General features: G+C 57.0%; 15 protein-coding genes. 7 read left to right on the top strand and 8 right to left on the bottom strand.

Annotation, left to right across the window (positions count from 1 at the left end; translation table 11 throughout):
- Positions 1–211: 211 nt before the first annotated feature.
- The gene (locus QZ383_RS11645; protein WP_291445620.1) at positions 212–724 is read left to right on the top strand and encodes a DUF2846 domain-containing protein; all 513 of its coding nucleotides are present in this window, start codon (positions 212–214) and stop codon (positions 722–724) included.
- A 200-nt stretch (positions 725–924) separates the two neighbouring features.
- Here the strand turns inward: QZ383_RS11645 and QZ383_RS11640 are convergent, their stop codons facing one another.
- A complete protein-coding gene (locus QZ383_RS11640) occupies positions 925–1590 on the bottom strand; it encodes a DUF1641 domain-containing protein (RefSeq protein ID WP_291445619.1) in 666 nt (221 codons plus the stop codon).
- A 14-nt stretch (positions 1591–1604) separates the two neighbouring features.
- On the bottom strand, positions 1605–2846 hold the full coding sequence (locus tag QZ383_RS11635) for an FAD-dependent oxidoreductase (protein ID WP_291445617.1): 1242 nt from the start codon (positions 2844–2846) through the stop codon (positions 1605–1607).
- Positions 2847–3246: 400 nt separating this feature from the next.
- Here QZ383_RS11635 and QZ383_RS14505 point away from each other — a divergent pair, with 400 nt between their 5' ends.
- A complete protein-coding gene (locus tag QZ383_RS14505; RefSeq protein ID WP_365861861.1) occupies positions 3247–3678 on the top strand; it encodes an energy transducer TonB in 432 nt (143 codons plus the stop codon).
- Positions 3679–3782: 104 nt separating this feature from the next.
- Here the strand turns inward: QZ383_RS14505 and arsB are convergent, their stop codons facing one another.
- The 3 genes from arsB to QZ383_RS11615 all read right to left on the bottom strand — a co-directional run bounded on the left by arsB (position 3783) and on the right by QZ383_RS11615 (position 5820).
- Positions 3783–4841, bottom strand: coding sequence for an ACR3 family arsenite efflux transporter (arsB, locus tag QZ383_RS11625; protein WP_291445615.1), 1059 nt, complete (start codon positions 4839–4841; stop codon positions 3783–3785).
- A gap of 12 nt (positions 4842–4853) precedes the next feature.
- Positions 4854–5327, bottom strand: a complete 474-nt coding sequence (locus tag QZ383_RS11620) for an arsenate reductase ArsC (RefSeq protein ID WP_291445613.1) — start codon at positions 5325–5327, stop codon at positions 4854–4856.
- 103 nt (positions 5328–5430) lie between these two features.
- Positions 5431–5820 (bottom strand): helix-turn-helix domain-containing protein, encoded by a 390-nt coding sequence (locus QZ383_RS11615; RefSeq protein WP_291445612.1) that lies wholly within the window; start codon positions 5818–5820, stop codon positions 5431–5433.
- 168 nt (positions 5821–5988) lie between these two features.
- Between QZ383_RS11615 and kdpA the strand changes: the two genes are divergently transcribed.
- Genes kdpA through QZ383_RS11590 form a run of 5 tightly spaced genes read left to right on the top strand, consistent with a single transcriptional unit; the run spans position 5989 to position 14155 of the window.
- Positions 5989–7782, top strand: a complete 1794-nt coding sequence (gene kdpA / locus QZ383_RS11610; RefSeq protein ID WP_291445610.1) for a potassium-transporting ATPase subunit KdpA — start codon at positions 5989–5991, stop codon at positions 7780–7782.
- A gap of 28 nt (positions 7783–7810) precedes the next feature.
- Complete coding sequence (gene kdpB, locus QZ383_RS11605) at positions 7811–9889, top strand: potassium-transporting ATPase subunit KdpB (protein ID WP_291445609.1); 2079 nt, start codon at positions 7811–7813, stop codon at positions 9887–9889.
- Between the two features lie 11 nt (positions 9890–9900).
- A complete protein-coding gene (locus QZ383_RS11600; RefSeq protein ID WP_291445607.1) occupies positions 9901–10536 on the top strand; it encodes a potassium-transporting ATPase subunit C in 636 nt (211 codons plus the stop codon).
- A gap of 32 nt (positions 10537–10568) precedes the next feature.
- The gene (locus tag QZ383_RS11595) at positions 10569–13388 is read left to right on the top strand and encodes a sensor histidine kinase KdpD (protein WP_291445606.1); all 2820 of its coding nucleotides are present in this window, start codon (positions 10569–10571) and stop codon (positions 13386–13388) included.
- A 14-nt stretch (positions 13389–13402) separates the two neighbouring features.
- A complete protein-coding gene (locus QZ383_RS11590; RefSeq protein ID WP_291445605.1) occupies positions 13403–14155 on the top strand; it encodes a response regulator transcription factor in 753 nt (250 codons plus the stop codon).
- A gap of 149 nt (positions 14156–14304) precedes the next feature.
- Here QZ383_RS11590 and QZ383_RS11585 read toward each other — a convergent pair whose 3' ends face one another.
- The 3 genes from QZ383_RS11585 to QZ383_RS11575 form a co-directional block, all read right to left on the bottom strand.
- On the bottom strand, positions 14305–14571 hold the full coding sequence (locus QZ383_RS11585; protein ID WP_192112410.1) for an RNA-binding protein: 267 nt from the start codon (positions 14569–14571) through the stop codon (positions 14305–14307).
- Between the two features lie 823 nt (positions 14572–15394).
- Positions 15395–15676: a hypothetical protein gene (locus QZ383_RS11580; protein WP_027180673.1), complete on the bottom strand. Its 282-nt coding sequence runs from the start codon at positions 15674–15676 to the stop codon at positions 15395–15397.
- A 118-nt stretch (positions 15677–15794) separates the two neighbouring features.
- Entirely contained in the window at positions 15795–16025 is a 231-nt protein-coding gene (locus tag QZ383_RS11575) for a hypothetical protein (protein ID WP_291445602.1), read from the bottom strand.
- Between the last annotated feature and the right edge of the window lie 52 nt (positions 16026–16077).

Here is a 16077-nt window from a genome sequence, read left to right as displayed (position 1 = left end):
AAAAACCTGTCGCCCTTGGCACTTTGCACCACCCCACCAATACCTATCACCTTGGCGTTTCACCCTCGTCCAGCATGCCTATCAGTGTCGCTATATTAATTGGAATGGAGAATATCCCTTCTTGCGCCAATGGTTTCACTTCCTCCTATCCAAAAACTGGGTTGAGGCGATATTCGCAGACTGATAAACCAGTATAAAATTGGAGGGAATTATGAATAAGCTGCTTTCGTTCAGTATCGTGGCGTTACTGTTCCTCTTTTCTGTAGGTTGCGCAAAGATGCCGCTTCGTGGTGATTATGTGGAGGAGAAGTCGCCTCCACAAATACAAGCAGATGAACAAAACGCCGCTATTGTCTTCTTTCGCGAGTGGGCATTTACCGGTGGTGGAATGAGCTATTTCATAACTGAAGACACTAACAACATCGGCCTCCTGAAGGCTGGCTCTTATTTCGCATACCGCGCAGCCCCTGGAAAGCATACATATTCGGCTGAAACAGAAGCAAGATCGTCCGTCACGCTGGATGTTCAACCGGGTCAGATTTATTATATTGAAGGTGGAATAGGCATCGGTTTTTGGGCAGGTCGCCCTCAGCTTTCAGAAGTTACCAAGCCGATATTTGATAAAGTAAAACCAGACTTGAAGTATATACGACTCGCAACACCAGAAGAAGCCGCCCAGTTCAAAGAAAAAGAACAGAAGCGCGATTCAGGAACGACCCTGTAGCCATCAGTTTTCACAATCTCCACCAGAATCAAACGGAATGCGTGTGAAACTGCTTTTTGAATAAAAATTGACTTCAGAATTTAGCTGGCACCGATCACCAAGAACTCTTCACGCAAAAGCCCGCCGAAGTTGCACAACTTCGGCGGACTTTACATTTATAAACGGGTGGTTCCGGGGAACCCGTTCAGATAACCTCTCGGTTATTTGGACGCGCTCTGCGCCGTGAACTTGCCTGCCACTTTTATCAGTTCGGCAAGCAGGCCCAGGGTCTGTTTGCCTTCCGCACTGCCAAGCGCCCCAATAAGGCCAAAAACGCCCGTGGGCTTCACGTTGGCAGTGTCGATCTCGCCCAGCATGCCGATCAGGTTCGTGATCTTGGCTTGCAGGTCGGGGTCGGCAAGGCGCTGCAACTGGCTGATCAAAAAGGCCAGGCCCTCGCCTGTTTTGGCAATGTCTTCCGGGCTCATGGAGCCAAGCAGGTTGCCACCGGCGTTTTTAAGCGCAGACATCTTTTCAAACACGCCATCCTTTTCCCACTCGCCCATTTTTTCAATGATGTGCGGAAAGGTCGGCGCAAACGCAGGGTGCAGAATCTTCCACAGATCGGTGGCGTTCTCGAGCTGGTCGAGCAGCCACGTAAGCCGGGGAACAGTCAGCAAGCCCTTTCGGCCCAGATCCAGAATATCGTCAAGCGTAACCCTGCCGTTGAGGGTTTCCATCTCTTCAACAATCAGGCGGAAGGCATGGTTTCCAATGGGCGTCAGCTCGCTCAGCAGCATGCTGCTGCTTTCCTTGCTCGCTTGAAGGTCGCTGAGCCTGCCTTCAATGGCTTCCAGCCGCTCAAGAATTTTATCTTCAGGTGTCATATGATCCCTCCGGTCTACTTGCTTCTCAGCAAGGAGGTATCTTTCCCTGCAAGATACATATTGGGTTCAAACGGGAGTTCATGGCCTTTCAGCATGAGGTTGTAGTACACCCACTTGAACATGAGCTTACCCCAGTAGTTGATGTGGCTTTCGCCCAGCAGCTCAAAGGGGCCAACGCCAGGCAGCGGGAACATACCCGGCAGGGGTTCCACAGCGTAGCTGAAGTCGATGAGCGAGGCCTTTTCAAAACCTGTGACGATAAAGCAGTTGGTGTGGCCGTCAAACCTGTAATAGTTGTCGGTTCCTTCAATGTCGGCCATCAGGTTCTGGGCGATCACGTCCGCTTCAAAGTGGGCCACAGACCCGGCTTTTGACGCGGGGACGTTTGTTGCGTCGCCGATGATGTACATGTTCTCGAACTTCTTGGACTTCAGCAGTTCCTTGTCCGTATCGATGAAGCCGGTCACGTCGGAAACTTCAGATTCGATAAGGAATTCCTGCCCAAGGTTCGGGGGAATGCTCACCAGCAGGTCGTAGGGGATTTCATCGCCCGTCACAGAAGAGATCACGGCGCGGTCGGCTTCAACGCTGTCCACAGTCCAGTTGGTTGTGACCTTGATGCCCTTCTGCTCGCACAGCGCGCCAAGAATGTTGTTTGCCACAGGCTTGGTGAAGGCACCCGTAAGCGGCGTGACAAGCTCAATCTCCACATCTTTGCGCACGCCCATTTTTTGCAGGTACCAGTCGGCCATGTACACAAATTCCAGGGGCGCGACCGGGCACTTGATAGGAGTTTCGCAAATGTGGAGAACAAGACGGCCCTTCTTGAAGTGCTTCAGCTTGTCGCCAAGTGCCGCTGCGCCGTCATGGGTGTAGAAATTGTGGATCTTGCCGCCCCAGTCGTCCAGAAGGCCGGGCACTTCGTCAGGAGCAATTCTTGCGCCAGAGGCAACAACAATCCAGTCGTAAGTGTGCGAGCTGTTTTTGCATTCAACCTTGCGCTGAATAGGATCAACAGCCGTGATCGTATCAAGCACGAAATTGACGCCACGGCTGATAAAGTCCTTCTTGGGCCGCACGCATCCCTGCGGGGTATCGACACCAAATGGAACCAGCAACCAACCGGGCTGATAGTGATGGACGGGATCCCGGTCAATCAGCGTTATTTCCCATTCTCTTTCACTCAAGAGCTTTCTCATTTTCGTGGCGATCATGGTTCCGCCAGCGCCAGCACCAAGAATAAGCAATTTTTTCATGCAATTAACCCCAAATTTAAGTATGCAGCAGTGTGCCATAAAAAGGTTTCCCTACTACGCGCAGCCACTGCCATCGCGGGCTGATATCATAGTAAGATGGTATTATTTGCTTACTATCACAGCTAATTTTCAACTGCACTATTTATGTCAATAAAAATGGACATATATCATTTAATACCTACTAACTAAGTATTTTATTGCGCGCATATGCATGCCTGCCTGCGACCTGTGGCAGGGACTATTCTTCTGGAAAACTAGGAGGATGTATAAAACTCCCAACATGCGTGGGCGCCGCTGAGGGCTATTAAAAAACAAGCGTAAGGCGTAGGCTGATAAAGAACGATGTGTGTGTTTTATTGTAAATAATGTCTTCGTAACCCTGGTTTATGGAAAAATCTCAATGCGTACACACAATGACAACAGACTATTATTTATTACTGCGTTAACTCTACTGCTCATATGTTCCTGTGCAAGGAATTCAACTCCACATTCAGCACCGATGCAAAAAGATATAACTTCTATTGTAGCTACCAGAAAGATGTCACCAATGGAAAATTACATGCACAGTTTTATGGAGACTGTGCGTCAGTATTGGGCATTTTCATCACCAAAGGATGAACACATGTCTTGCACAATAGATGTGAATGTCTCGCCAGACGGAGAAATTGTAGCATACAAGCTCATAAAAAGCTCTGGAAACAAGTATTTTGACAACTCCGCCCAGAACGCCATCGTGCGAACCCAGAGAAGCGGCGTGCGGCTCCCGCCCCCTGAACCTCTCCCCAAGGGGCTGACCATTATTTTCAATCTGCCTGAACGCATCATGCGATGACTAGCAATACTTACTGAACACGAAGAAGGCCGCCTTTTGGGCGGCCTTCTTCAATTACGGGCATGTTTACAGCCAGATCAGCAAAAATTCCCGGGCAAGGCCGATCAGACCGTTTCCCGCCCGACAAAATACTTGCGGCGAATATACAGAGCCACATTCACAAGGGCGATGAGCACCGGAACTTCCACCAAGGGGCCAATAACCGCCACAAAGGCCTCGCCGGAATTGAGGCCGAAAACGGCGATGGCCACGGCAATGGCAAGCTCAAAGTTGTTGGATGCGGCGGTAAACGACAGCGTAGCCGACTGCTCGTAGTTGGCTCCTGCCCTCCATGAAAGATAGAATGAAAGCAGGAACATCACGAGAAAGTAAATCAGCAGGGGGACGGCAACCTTCACCACATCCATGGGCAGCTGCACAATGTACTCGCCCTTGAGAGAGAACATCACAACAATGGTGAACAGCAGCGCCCGCAACGTCCAGGGGCTGATGCGGGGAATAAAAACATTCTCGTACCAGTCCAGCCCCTTGACCTTGAGTCCGTAGAAGCGGGAAACAACGCCCCCGATAAAGGGGATGCCGAGGTAAATAAACACGCTTTCGGCAATCTGCCCCATTCTCACATCCACTACCGCGCCCGAAAGGCCAAGCCAGCCGGGCAGCACGGTGATGAACACATAGGCGTAGACGGAAAAAAACAGCACCTGAAATATGGCGTTAAAGGCCACAAGCCCCGCGCAATATTCCCTGTCGCCCCCGGCAAGGTCATTCCACACGATGACCATGGCAATGCACCGGGCCAGGCCGATCAGTATGAGTCCCACCATGTAGCTGTTGTTGCCGGAAAGAAAGGCTATCGCCAGCAAGAACATAAGAATCGGGCCGATCACCCAGTTTTGCACCAGCGAAAGCAGCAAAACCTTTTTATCGCGAAACACCCGGCCAAGCTGCTCGTATTTCACTTTTGCCAGCGGCGGATACATCATCAGGATAAGACCGATGGCAATGGGAATGTTGGTGGTGCCTACCTGAAAAAAGTTGATGACGTTCTTTACACCCGGTGCAGCCCAACCAAGCCCCACGCCAGCAAACATGGCGAGAAAAATCCACAGGGTCAGGAACCTGTCGAGAAATGAAAGTCGCTGCAAAGTTGACTGACTCATAATTTCTGCCCCTTAGTGCGCGGCTATGCCGTCAAGAGTGCTCTGCAAGGTGCCTGCATCCATTGCTGGGTTGGCCTCGAGCTTCTGCGCCAGGGCTGTTACGCGCCTGCGCAGAACCTCCAGCGTTTCGGCAAAGGCGGCCTTGATTGTGGCTTCATCGCCCTGCACCTTGGCTGGATCGGGCATGCCCCAGTGGCTGCGCACTACAAATCCAAAATACACCGGGCAGGCTTCACCCGCCGCATCGGCGCACAGGGTTATGACCACCGAGGGCTTTTCCGGCAAATCATCCCATGACTTGCTTGCAAGGCCTTGGGCAGAAATTCCGGCCTCGGTCAGAGCCTCAAGAGCGCGGGGGTGCACATAGCCCGCAGGTTTGCTGCCCGCGCTCTGCGCTGTAACCCCAACCGGAGCCATAGACCGGAAAAGAGCCTCGGCAATAATCGAACGGCAGGAATTGCCCGTGCATAAAAAGAGGATGTTCATGGCTACCTCGGGGATGGGATTCAAAGAAGAGGTTCAAAACGTCGCCCGCAGCACTGGGGTTGCATTCATCCCGCCCCCTCATTTAGGGGTACATTTTCCAGGGTCACTCAAAGCTGCCCTCTGGATCAGGGGCATTGTCCCCGCAACAGTCGGGCAGAAACACCGCATTTACACCACTCTCACGGCGATACGCCCTGCACTGTTCGGGATGGCCAGAGCAGCACTCGGCGGTCAGATAGGATATTGTTTCAAGCATCAAGGGGATGTTTGCCCGGTAGCGTGTGTTGCGCCCCTCGCGCTCCATACTGGCAAGCCCGCTGTGGACAAGGGTTTTCAGATGAAAAGAAAGGTTGGTCTTGGGGATATCCGCCAGGCGGGAAAGCTCCCCCGCCACCAGACCGTCAGGGGCATGCTTGACCAGCAGGCGAAAAATGCAGAGGCGCGCCTCGGACGTAAGGGCTTCAAACACCTGGGTAGCTTTTTTTGTTTCCATTGGACAACCATTCAACACTAATTGAACAATGTCAAGCATGCTGACAACGAAAACAACCATCGGCCTTAATACAAATTTTATACTCCCGCCCCAAGTTTAACACCCATTTTATGCGCTTTTTCATACCGTGTTCCCGTGGGCAAGGTTCAATCCCCACAGGAGGACGTTATGGAAAACATGATCGGGCAATGCCTGCTGTACATCATACTGCTCGCCTTACTGGCGTGGCCGCTGGGCATTTACATGGGCAAGGTCATGGACGGCGAACCGTTCTGGCTGCAAAAGGTGCTGGCCCCATGCGAGCGCGGCCTGTACCGCGTCATGGGCATCAACCCGGCGGAACAGATGGGCTGGAAGCGTTACCTCGGCTGCGTGCTTGCTTTCAGTGCCGTGAGCATTGCGGCACTTATGCTGCTGCTTATGGCACAGGGCAGCCTGCCCCTGAATCCGCAGGGCATCGCGGGTACAAGCTGGGATCTGGCTCTGAACACGGCGGTGAGTTTTGTCACCAATACCAACTGGCAGGCCTATTCGGGCGAAAGCGCCATGGGCTATCTGGCCCAGATGGCAGGGCTTACGGTGCAGAACTTTGTTTCCGCCGCTGTGGGCATTGCAGTGCTGTTCGCCTTAATCCGGGGACTGCGCGCGCGAAAAGCAGAAACATCCGGCGGGCCAGATACTCCCGCCACGCCAGCCGTTTCAGGTCTTGGCAACTTCTGGGCGGACGCAACCCGCGCCACCCTGTACATTCTTGTGCCTCTCTCTCTGGCGCTTTCGCTGCTGCTCATCTGGCAGGGCGTGCCGCAGAATTTTTCACCCTACAAAACTGTTGCCCTGCTTGAGCCGCTTACAACCGAAGACGGGGCGACCGTTACGGAACAAATGGTTCCCATGGGGCCGCAGGCCTCGCAGGTTGCGCCCAAGCAGCTTGGCACCAATGGCGGCGGCTACAACGGCGTCAATTCCGCCCACCCGCACGAAAACCCCACACCCCTTGCAAATATGCTGGAAATGCTGGCCCTTCTGCTCATCCCCGCAGGGCTGTGCTTCACCTTTGGCAGACAGATCAGGGACATGCGCCAGGGCGTAGTCATATTTATCGCCATGACCCTGCTGCTGACCGCAGCCATTGGCTTCACCGCCTGGGCCGAGCAGAGCGCCACCCCGCAACTGGCCCAGAGCGGGCAGGTTGATCTTGCCGCCCGCAGCGGCCTGCTGGCTCAGGCCGGGGGCAACATGGAAGGCAAGGAAGCGCGCTTCGGCATAACAGGCAGCGCCATCTGGGCCGCGGCCACAACTGCCGTTTCCAACGGTTCAGTCAATGCCATGCACGACAGCCTCACGCCGCTGGGCGGGCTGGTTCCCATGGTGCTCATGCAGCTTGGCGAAGTTGTTTTTGGCGGTGTTGGCAGCGGCCTGTACGGCATGCTGGCATTTGTGCTGCTGACCGTCTTCATGGCTGGGCTGATGGTGGGCCGCACCCCAGAATATCTGGGCAAAAAGGTGGAACCCTTTGAAATGAAGATGGCCGTTGTGGTCTGCCTGACCACGCCGGTAGCAATCCTGATCGGGGCAGGCCTGATGTGCCTTGTTCCACAGGTTGTGGACAGCCTGAACAACGCCCTGCCCCACGGCTTCAGTGAGCTGCTCTATGCCGCCACCTCTGCCGGGGCCAACAACGGTTCCGCCTTTGCCGGGCTGAACGCCAACACTCCATTCCTGAACGTGCTCCTGAGCGCGCTCATGCTTGCCGGGCGCTTTGTGCCCGTGGCAGCCATCCTTGCCGCCGCTGAGAGCATGGCGGGCAAAAAGACCGTGGCCGCAAGCTCCGGCACGCTCTCCACCAGCAACGGCATGTTTGTTTTTCTGCTCATATTTGTGGTGCTGCTGGTGGGCGCGCTGAGCTTCTTCCCCGCTCTGGCTCTTGGCCCCGTGGCCGAACACCTGCAAATGACGCGCTAACTGGCGCTCAATAATAAAGGATACAGCCATGTCAGCCAAAACTGCACATGCCCCGCGCAACAGCCGGATGCTCCAAAGGGCCCTTGGCGACTCGTTCATCAAGCTGGCCCCGCACATTCAGGCGCGCAATTTTGTCATGTTCACCGTATATCTTTCCGCCATCATGACTACTGGCCTTGCACTGGCAGGAGCATGGGGATTCATGCCCGCCGCCGCAGGCCAGGGCGCCTTTGCCTGCGCAATCGCCGCCATACTCTGGTTCACGGTGCTCTTTGCCAACTTTGCGGAAGCCATCGCCGAAGGCCGGGGCAAGGCGCAGGCCGACAGCCTGCGCAAATCACGCAAGAACGTTGACGCCCGCAAGCTGCCGGACCCTGCGCAGCACGAGGCCTTTGTGATGACCTCCTCCACCGAGCTGAAACCCGGCGACCACGTGCTTGTGCTGGCAGGCGAGATGATCCCTGCCGACGGCGATGTGGCCGAAGGGGCAGCCTCTGTGGACGAAAGCGCCATCACGGGCGAATCCGCCCCGGTCATACGGGAGAGCGGCGGCGACCGCAGCGCCGTCACCGGCGGCACCACTGTGCTTTCCGACTGGCTGGTGCTGCGCGTTACCAGCGAGGTTGGCCGCAGTTTTCTGGACAAAATGATAGCCATGGTCGAAGGGGCCGCCCGCCAGAAAACCCCCAACGAAATAGCCCTGAATATCCTGCTGGTGGCGCTTACGGTCATTTTTCTGCTGGTCACGGGCACCCTGTGGTGCTTTGCCCGCTTTGCGGCGGATCAGAACCATGCGACAAACCCGGCGGACGTCACCTCGCTGGTGGCACTCTTTGTCTGCCTGGCCCCAACCACCATCGGCGCGTTGCTTTCGTCCATAGGCATTGCGGGCATGAGCCGCCTCAATCAGGCCAACGTGCTTGCCATGAGTGGACGCGCCATTGAGGCGGCTGGCGATGTGGACGTGCTCCTGCTCGACAAGACAGGCACCATAACCCTTGGCAACCGGCTGGCCGTCAGCTTTATACCTGTGGACGGACACGCCGAGCAGGAGCTGGCGGAGGCCGCCCGCCTTGCCTCGCTTGCGGACGAAACCCCCGAGGGCCGCAGTATTGTGCAACTGGCAAACAGCCTGTTTCCGCAGAATGGCGCAGCGCATTCTGAGTCAGACACGACTTTTGTTCCCTTTTCCGCGCATACCCGCATGAGCGGTGTTGACGCGCGGGGTTCGTCCATCCGCAAAGGCGCGGCAGATGCGGTGCGAGCTTTTGCGGAACAGCTTGGCGGGCGTTTGAGCCCGCAGTGCGATGACGCGGTGCAAAGCATTGCCCGTCAGGGCGGCACGCCTCTTGTGGTTGCCCGCGATGCCGCGGTGCTTGGCGTGATCCACCTCAAGGACGTCATCAAGGACGGTGTGCGCGAAAAATTCGGCGAGCTGCGCCGCATGGGCATCAAAACCGTCATGATCACGGGCGACAATCCGCTCACTGCCGCCGCCATTGCCGCCGAGGCCGGTGTGGATGACTTTCTGGCCGAAGCCACGCCGGAGACCAAGCTGAACCTTATCAGGGACTATCAGGCCAAGGGACATCTGGTAGCCATGACGGGCGACGGCACCAACGATGCCCCGGCTCTGGCGCAGGCGGATGTGGCGGTTGCCATGAACACGGGCACGCAGGCCGCCAAGGAAGCGGGCAACATGGTTGATCTGGATTCTTCGCCCACCAAGCTGCTGGATATCGTGCGCATCGGCAAGCAACTGCTTATGACGCGCGGCAGCCTCACAACATTTTCCCTTGCCAACGATGCGGCAAAATACTTTGCCATCATCCCGGCCCTGTTCATGGGGCTGTATCCCGGCCTTGCCGCACTCAACATCATGGGCCTGCACAGCCCGCAAAGCGCCATACTGGCGGCCACCATATACAATGCCCTCATCATTGTGGCTCTCATTCCTCTGGCTTTGCGCGGCGTGCCCTACCGGGAGGAAAGCTCCGAGCTGCTGTTGCGCCGCAACCTCTTTATTTATGGCCTTGGCGGACTTGCGGCCCCCTTTGCCGCCATAAAACTTATTGACCTCTGCCTGGTCGGCCTTGGGCTGGCCTGAGGAGAAACATTATGTCCATAACAATATTGTTGCGCCGCTCTCTGGTTTTTCTGTGCATCATGACGGCCCTTACCTGCGTCTATACCGGCGCGCTCACCCTGGCGGGCAAGGCGCTGTTTCCCTTTCAGGCCGAAGGCAGTATCATTACCGCCAAGGGCAGGCAGTACAGCACGTTGCTGGGCCAGCCCTTTGCAGCCGCCAACCATTTGTGGGGCCGCCCCGTGAGTGCAGACACCGCCACCTATACCGACAACGGCAAGCCCCTGCTCTACGCCGGGCCAAGCAACAAAAGCCCTGCCACAACCGCATACGCCACAAGTTTGCAGGAGCGCGCGGCGCGCATCCGGCTGGCGCATCCGGAAAAATCCGGCCAGCCCATTCCTGTGGATCTGCTGACGGAATCAGGCAGCGGGCTTGATCCGCATATTTCGCCAGCCGCAGCAGAATTTCAGGTGGAGCGGCTGGCCCGCGCCACAGGTTTTACGGCTGCGGAAGTGCGCCGCACCATCGCCATGTACACGCAGGGCCGCACTCTGGGTTTGCTGGGCGAGGCGCGGGTCAACGTGCTTGAAGTCAATCTGGCGCTGGAAGGCCTGTTACCCAACGGGCACGGGGTTTCAGGGGCCTCAAGCGCGGCTCCCCGCTGAATGCCGCGCGGCATACGAACCTGAGAACAACCATGACAGACAGCTACAAACGTCCATCCCCCGATGCCCTGCTGGCCCAGTTGCAACAGGCGGCTCCGGGCGGCAAGCCCCTCGCTGGCGAGGCGAGCGCAATCGTGCGCCCATCGCCCAGAGGATTGCTCAAAATATTTTTCGGCTATGCGGCTGGCGTGGGCAAAACATATTCCATGCTGCGGGCGGCCCACGCCGCTCAGGAGCAGGGGCACAGCATTGTTGTGGGCTATGTGGAGCCGCACCCAAGGCCGGAAACAGCGGCCCTGCTGCCAGGTCTGGAGGCCGTGCCGCCTCTGCGGATCGAGCACAGGGGCATCACGCTCAACGAGCTGGATGTGGATGCCGTGCTGGCCCGCAAGCCGGGAATCGCCCTTGTGGACGAGCTTGCCCACTCCAACACGCAGGGCTGCCGCAACCTCAAGCGCTTTCAGGATGTGGAGGAGCTGCTTCAGGCGGGCATATCCGTGTGGACCACAGTCAACGTGCAGCATCTGGAAAGCCTCAACGATGTGGTTGCCGCCATGACCGGAGTAGTGGTGCGCGAGCGCATACCCGACAGTGTGTTTGACGGGGCCGATCAGGTGGAACTGGTCGATCTGGAGCCAGACGAGCTTGTATCCCGCCTGCGCGAAGGCAAGATATACGCCGAGGCGCAGGCGCAACGGGCGCTGGGGCACTTTTTTCTGCCCGCCAACCTCATTGCCCTGCGGGAGATCGCCCTGCGCCGTATGGCCGACCGCGTCAACCGGCGGGCATCCGCCGCTGCCGGAGGGCAGGAAGCAGGGCGGCAGATCAAGGAGCACATTCTCATCTGCCTTTCAGGCGCGCCCAGCAATGCACGGGTTATCCGCACCGCCGCCCGCATGGTGGAGGCCTTTCGCGCTGATTTCACCGCCCTTTTTGTGCAAAACACAGCGCCGCGCCGCAGTGACGCCAAAAGCCGCGATACCCTGCGCAGCAACCTGAAACTGGCGGAAGACCTGGGGGCGGTTATCGTGACCCTGCACGGCGAGGATGTTCCCGCCCAGATAGCTGAATACGCGCGCATGAGCGGGGTGAGCAAAATCGTGGTGGGCCGTTCCCCGGCTGGCGGATGGCTGTTCCGCAAGAGCAAAACGCTGGTGGAACGCCTTGCCGAACTTGCGCCGGAGATGGAAACCTACATCATCCCCGATGCCGTGCCCGTGGGCAGAGCGCCCGGACATACCGGGCCTTTGTTTGCGGCGCTCAGGGCCTTGCGGGGCACAGCCCCCCGCTCCTGGCGGCAATGGTGCGCCACTGCTGCGATCATGGTCGTGTGCAGCGTTGCAGGTTTGCTCATGTTCTCGCTGGGCATGCCCAATGGCGGCATTGCGGGCCTGTACATGCTGGGAGTGTTGGGCGTTTCCATCCTCACCACCGGGCCGTGGTACGGCGTCGCGGCTTCTGTGGCCGGGGTGGGCCTTTTCGATTTTCTCTTTGTTGAGCCGCGTTTCAGCTTTACCGTTTACGATACGGGCTATGTGGGGCTTTTTTGCGCAATGCTGCTGGTTTCCGCAGCCACCAGCGCCATCACGGGGCGGGCACGCATGCAGGCGCGGCAAAGCGCGGTGCGGGCGCTGCATACCGAGCTGCTGTTGGGCAACAGCCGCCGCCTGCAAAAAGCCAAGGACGAAGCCGCCATCCTGCTGGAAACTGCCCGCCAGCTCGGCACCCTGCTGGGGTGTGAAACAACGCTCTATTCCGTGCGGCAAGGTCTGCTTGAAACCCGACCCGTTTTTTCCTACCGGGCTGACAAAATGCAAGGGTCGGGCAGCCCACGCATTGCCTCCCGGCACAGCAAAAGCACGCCAAAGGACGAACTGGGCGTTGCGCAATGGGTTGCCAAGAATAACCGCCCCGCTGGCGCGGGAACAGATTCCCTGCCCGGATCGCGGCACAGCTTTATCCCTATCAGCAGTCAGTCTGCCGTGCTCGCCGTGGCCGAACTGCACGTTCTGCCGGGTCGCACGACTCCGCTTGCCGATGCCAACAGCAAAAACCTTGTTCTTGCCCTGGCAGGGGAATGCGCGCTGGCGCTGGAAAAGGAACGACTCACGCAGGCCAACGCCAGCATTGCCGTGCGCGCGCAACAGGAGAAACTGCGCGCCGATGTGCTGCGCTCCATTTCGCACGATCTACGCACGCCGCTCACCGGCATCTGCGGCAATGCCGCCATCCTTGCCGAGCAAGGTGGCTCCGGCTCGCCAGAACGCAATATGGCCCTTGCTACCGCCATCGAGGAAGAAGCCCGCTACCTTGTGGGCATGGTGGAAAACCTGCTGGCCCTCACCCGTCTTGAGCAGCAGGATTTTACCCTTCGCCTTGAGCCGGAGCTGCTTGAAGATGTCATTGCCGAAGCCGTGCAGATCACCAGCCGCCGTGCAGCGCACCACGATCTGCGCGCGGAAATGCCCGAAAGTCTGCTCATGGCCCGCATGGACGCGCGGCTCATGGTGCAGGTGCTGGTCAACCTGCTGGACAACGCCGTCAAACATACGCCAGAGGGAACAGCCATACGCATACGAGCTAGGGCTGACGGGCCGTGGGTCAGGCTGGAAGTTGCCGATAATGGCCCAGGAATCTCAAAAGCGGAACAGAACCGCATTTTTGGCATGTTCCACTCCGCAGCCATAAAAAAAGGCGATGGCCGCAGAGGCATGGGGCTTGGGCTGGCCCTGTGCCGCAGCATTGTGCAAGCTCACGGCGGGAGCATAGAGGTATTTGACAACACGCCGCAGGGCGCGGTTTTTTCCATGATTTTGCCGCGCGAAACCAAAGATTTCACCCTCCCGTCCTGACAGAAGGAGCCTCCATGCCGCTAAACTCGCCAGCAGATACCACTCCCGCGCAGAACGTCAACGGCGTCCCCGAGCGTATTCTTGTGGTGGAAGATGACAAGGTCATCCGCGCGCTTGTGACCACCACGCTTGAGAGCCGCAGCATATCCTTTCTGACCGCCGCCACCGGGCGTGAGGCCCTTGCAGAGGCTTCGCGGGCAAATCCTGACGTCATACTGCTTGATCTGGGCCTGCCGGATATGGACGGCGTGGAGATCATCCGGGAGGTGCGCCAGTGGTCCATGCTGCCCATCATTGTATTGAGCGCCCGGACTGAAGATGACGACAAGGTGGCAGCGCTGGACGCAGGTGCGGACGACTACCTTACCAAGCCTTTCAGCGTTGATGAATTGCTGGCCCGGCTGCGCGCCGCCCTGCGCCGCGTGCGTTATGAGCGAGGGCACATGGGCCGCAGCGAAAGCAGCTTTGAAAATGGCGAATTACGTATTGATTTTGCCGCAGGCTGCGTCAGCGTTGCCGGGCAACAGGTGCATCTTGCCCCCATGGAATACAAACTGCTGTGCCTGCTGGCAAACAATGTGGGCAAGGTGCTTACGCATAAAACAATCCTGCAGGCTGTGTGGGGCAGTGCGCTGCCACAGTCGCTTCCTTCATTGCGCGTGTTCATGGCAACCTTGCGCAAAAAACTGGAGGCCGCCTCGCCGCAATGTGATTGCATCCATACCCATGTGGGCATCGGCTACCGCATGAGCCGATTTGATGGCTGACTTGGGGCGGTCTGCTGCTTTCGTATTGTCCTCAAGCCGCCTTTTCTCTACGCGACAGCCGGGCACACAGCCTGTCCATTAAAACTGCTTTTAAGACAAAAGAAGGCCGCGATTTCTCGCGGCCTTCCATATCAAGCGAATTTGGTCGACTACCAGCGACGGGGGGCGGGCTTTTTGGGCTCGGCCTTGTTGATGCGAAGGGCGCGGCCGTCAAATTCCTTGCCGTCAAGAGCGGCAATGGCGTTGATGGCGTCGGCGTCTTCCATTTCCACAAAGCCAAAGCCACGGGCGCGGCCGGTTTCGCGGTCGGAAACGAGCTTCACGGAAAGAACTTCGCCGTAGGGGCTGAACAGGGATTCAACGCCTTCCTGAGTGGCGGACCAGGGCAGATTGCCGACGTAGATAGAAGTAGCCATTAAGGACTCCAGAGATTACGGGAGGTAGACTTTCCGCTTGGAGCCTTACCCATGTAAAGCCTCTGCAAAAAAATTTACTATACCCAATCAGTGATTGCCCGAACATAGTTTGGGGCATTTTCAATGTCAACAGATATTATTTTTTTCAAGCAAAAAACTGGGCCTGCCCGCTGGCGACACCGCATTTCCCTACCTGTTCGCAGTGTTTTTTGCCAAACTTCAGCTTTCTCAATTTTGTTTGGCACGAAATGCGGGTATACTGTATTTTTTGGATAAGGAATACCCGCTAAAATTCGGTACCGCTATCCCCATACAGCAATCCGATTTTTTCAGCGGAGCTTGCCAGGGAGTTTTTGCAGTGCATTGCCTGCCCGTCAGCCGATATGCGTCTGCAACAGCAGGCTGCCGATAATCCTTAACGCAAAGCTAACGCCCCCTCCGATATGTTTCAACATACATAATGGTAGCGGACAGGCCGCAACTACGCCGCAACCATTGCCTCCGCAGCCACAGCTGCGTATACGCCGATGCTGCCACATGGGCGTATCCCCTTCCCTCCTCCTGCGCGAAGCGCCCTGATAAACCGGGGCGCTTCCTGCGCATGGCAGTACAAAAGCCTATTGGGGTTTTTGTACTGCCAACCTCAGCCCTGCTCCACAGAAAAGGCCGACGCTCTAAAGAGTGTCGGCCTTTTCCAGATGCATTGCGGGTTAACTGCATGCATGCTGCGGCATGAAAGATTCACGCGCAGGTAGGCATTTGCCCGGTCAAACGCGGAGCGTATTTGCAAAAGCTGTAGCTGCCCGCTCCGCCAAGGCTTTATCTAGTTGATCCAGGAACTCAGGGCATCAACAATCTTGCGGGCCTGATCCGCGCTGGAAATATTAAATTTGGACTGCTGGCGGTATTCGCCCCCCGCCTTTTTGTAGCGGCGGATAACATACATGTCCGGGCCAAAACAGTCTTTTTCCGGCTGCCACTGTTGGTAGCGAAAAAGAATGGTGGTCCACGCGCCCTTGCTCAGCACAACTTTGTCCAGTTCGTTAACGATAACCTGACCGTTTTCCTCAAACTGCACTGTAAGATCATCAATTGTTTCGTTCAAAAAAGCCCCCCAAGTAGGCATAAGTAACGTAGTAACAGCAAGCAAGGACCAAGCGCTGCCTTCCGGGCCTTGCGGCCATCCAGCAGCAGCGTGCAACACAGCACTTTTGGCAGAAAACTTACCCGGCGTGTTCGACCAGCATCCCTTTGACGCTTTCCGGCAGTTCCGGCTTCTTCAACACCATTTCAGCGGGGCCGGGGCCGTAGTTTTTGGCAGTCACGCCAGCAGAGGCGGAAAGAGCCATCAGGTTCTCCGCCGTGGTCAGGTCGCTGCCGCTCGCATACTTTCTCCCAACGATATCCAGCACGAGATCATTGGGACTGACGGGTTTGACAACACTATTGTCCATATGCGCCTCCCTCACGTTAGGGTACCAGAATAACTTTTTCCTCCGCCCTCTG

The organism is Desulfovibrio sp., assembly GCF_019422935.1.
Taxonomy (GTDB): Bacteria; Desulfobacterota; Desulfovibrionia; order Desulfovibrionales; family Desulfovibrionaceae; genus Desulfovibrio.
This window is presented reverse-complemented; position numbering and strand designations above follow the sequence as displayed.

Coding starts and splice junctions, on each gene's coding strand:
- QZ383_RS11645 (WP_291445620.1), top strand. CDS start 212: ATGAATAAGCTGCTTTCGTTCAGTATCGTGGCGTTACTGTTCCTCTTT.
- QZ383_RS11640 (WP_291445619.1), bottom strand. CDS start 1,590: ATGACACCTGAAGATAAAATTCTTGAGCGGCTGGAAGCCATTGAAGGC.
- QZ383_RS11635 (WP_291445617.1), bottom strand. CDS start 2,846: ATGAAAAAATTGCTTATTCTTGGTGCTGGCGCTGGCGGAACCATGATC.
- QZ383_RS14505 (WP_365861861.1), top strand. CDS start 3,247: ATGCGTACACACAATGACAACAGACTATTATTTATTACTGCGTTAACT.
- arsB (WP_291445615.1), bottom strand. CDS start 4,841: ATGAGTCAGTCAACTTTGCAGCGACTTTCATTTCTCGACAGGTTCCTG.
- QZ383_RS11620 (WP_291445613.1), bottom strand. CDS start 5,327: ATGAACATCCTCTTTTTATGCACGGGCAATTCCTGCCGTTCGATTATT.
- QZ383_RS11615 (WP_291445612.1), bottom strand. CDS start 5,820: ATGGAAACAAAAAAAGCTACCCAGGTGTTTGAAGCCCTTACGTCCGAG.
- kdpA (WP_291445610.1), top strand. CDS start 5,989: ATGGAAAACATGATCGGGCAATGCCTGCTGTACATCATACTGCTCGCC.
- kdpB (WP_291445609.1), top strand. CDS start 7,811: ATGTCAGCCAAAACTGCACATGCCCCGCGCAACAGCCGGATGCTCCAA.
- QZ383_RS11600 (WP_291445607.1), top strand. CDS start 9,901: ATGTCCATAACAATATTGTTGCGCCGCTCTCTGGTTTTTCTGTGCATC.
- QZ383_RS11595 (WP_291445606.1), top strand. CDS start 10,569: ATGACAGACAGCTACAAACGTCCATCCCCCGATGCCCTGCTGGCCCAG.
- QZ383_RS11590 (WP_291445605.1), top strand. CDS start 13,403: ATGCCGCTAAACTCGCCAGCAGATACCACTCCCGCGCAGAACGTCAAC.
- QZ383_RS11585 (WP_192112410.1), bottom strand. CDS start 14,571: ATGGCTACTTCTATCTACGTCGGCAATCTGCCCTGGTCCGCCACTCAG.
- QZ383_RS11575 (WP_291445602.1), bottom strand. CDS start 16,025: ATGGACAATAGTGTTGTCAAACCCGTCAGTCCCAATGATCTCGTGCTG.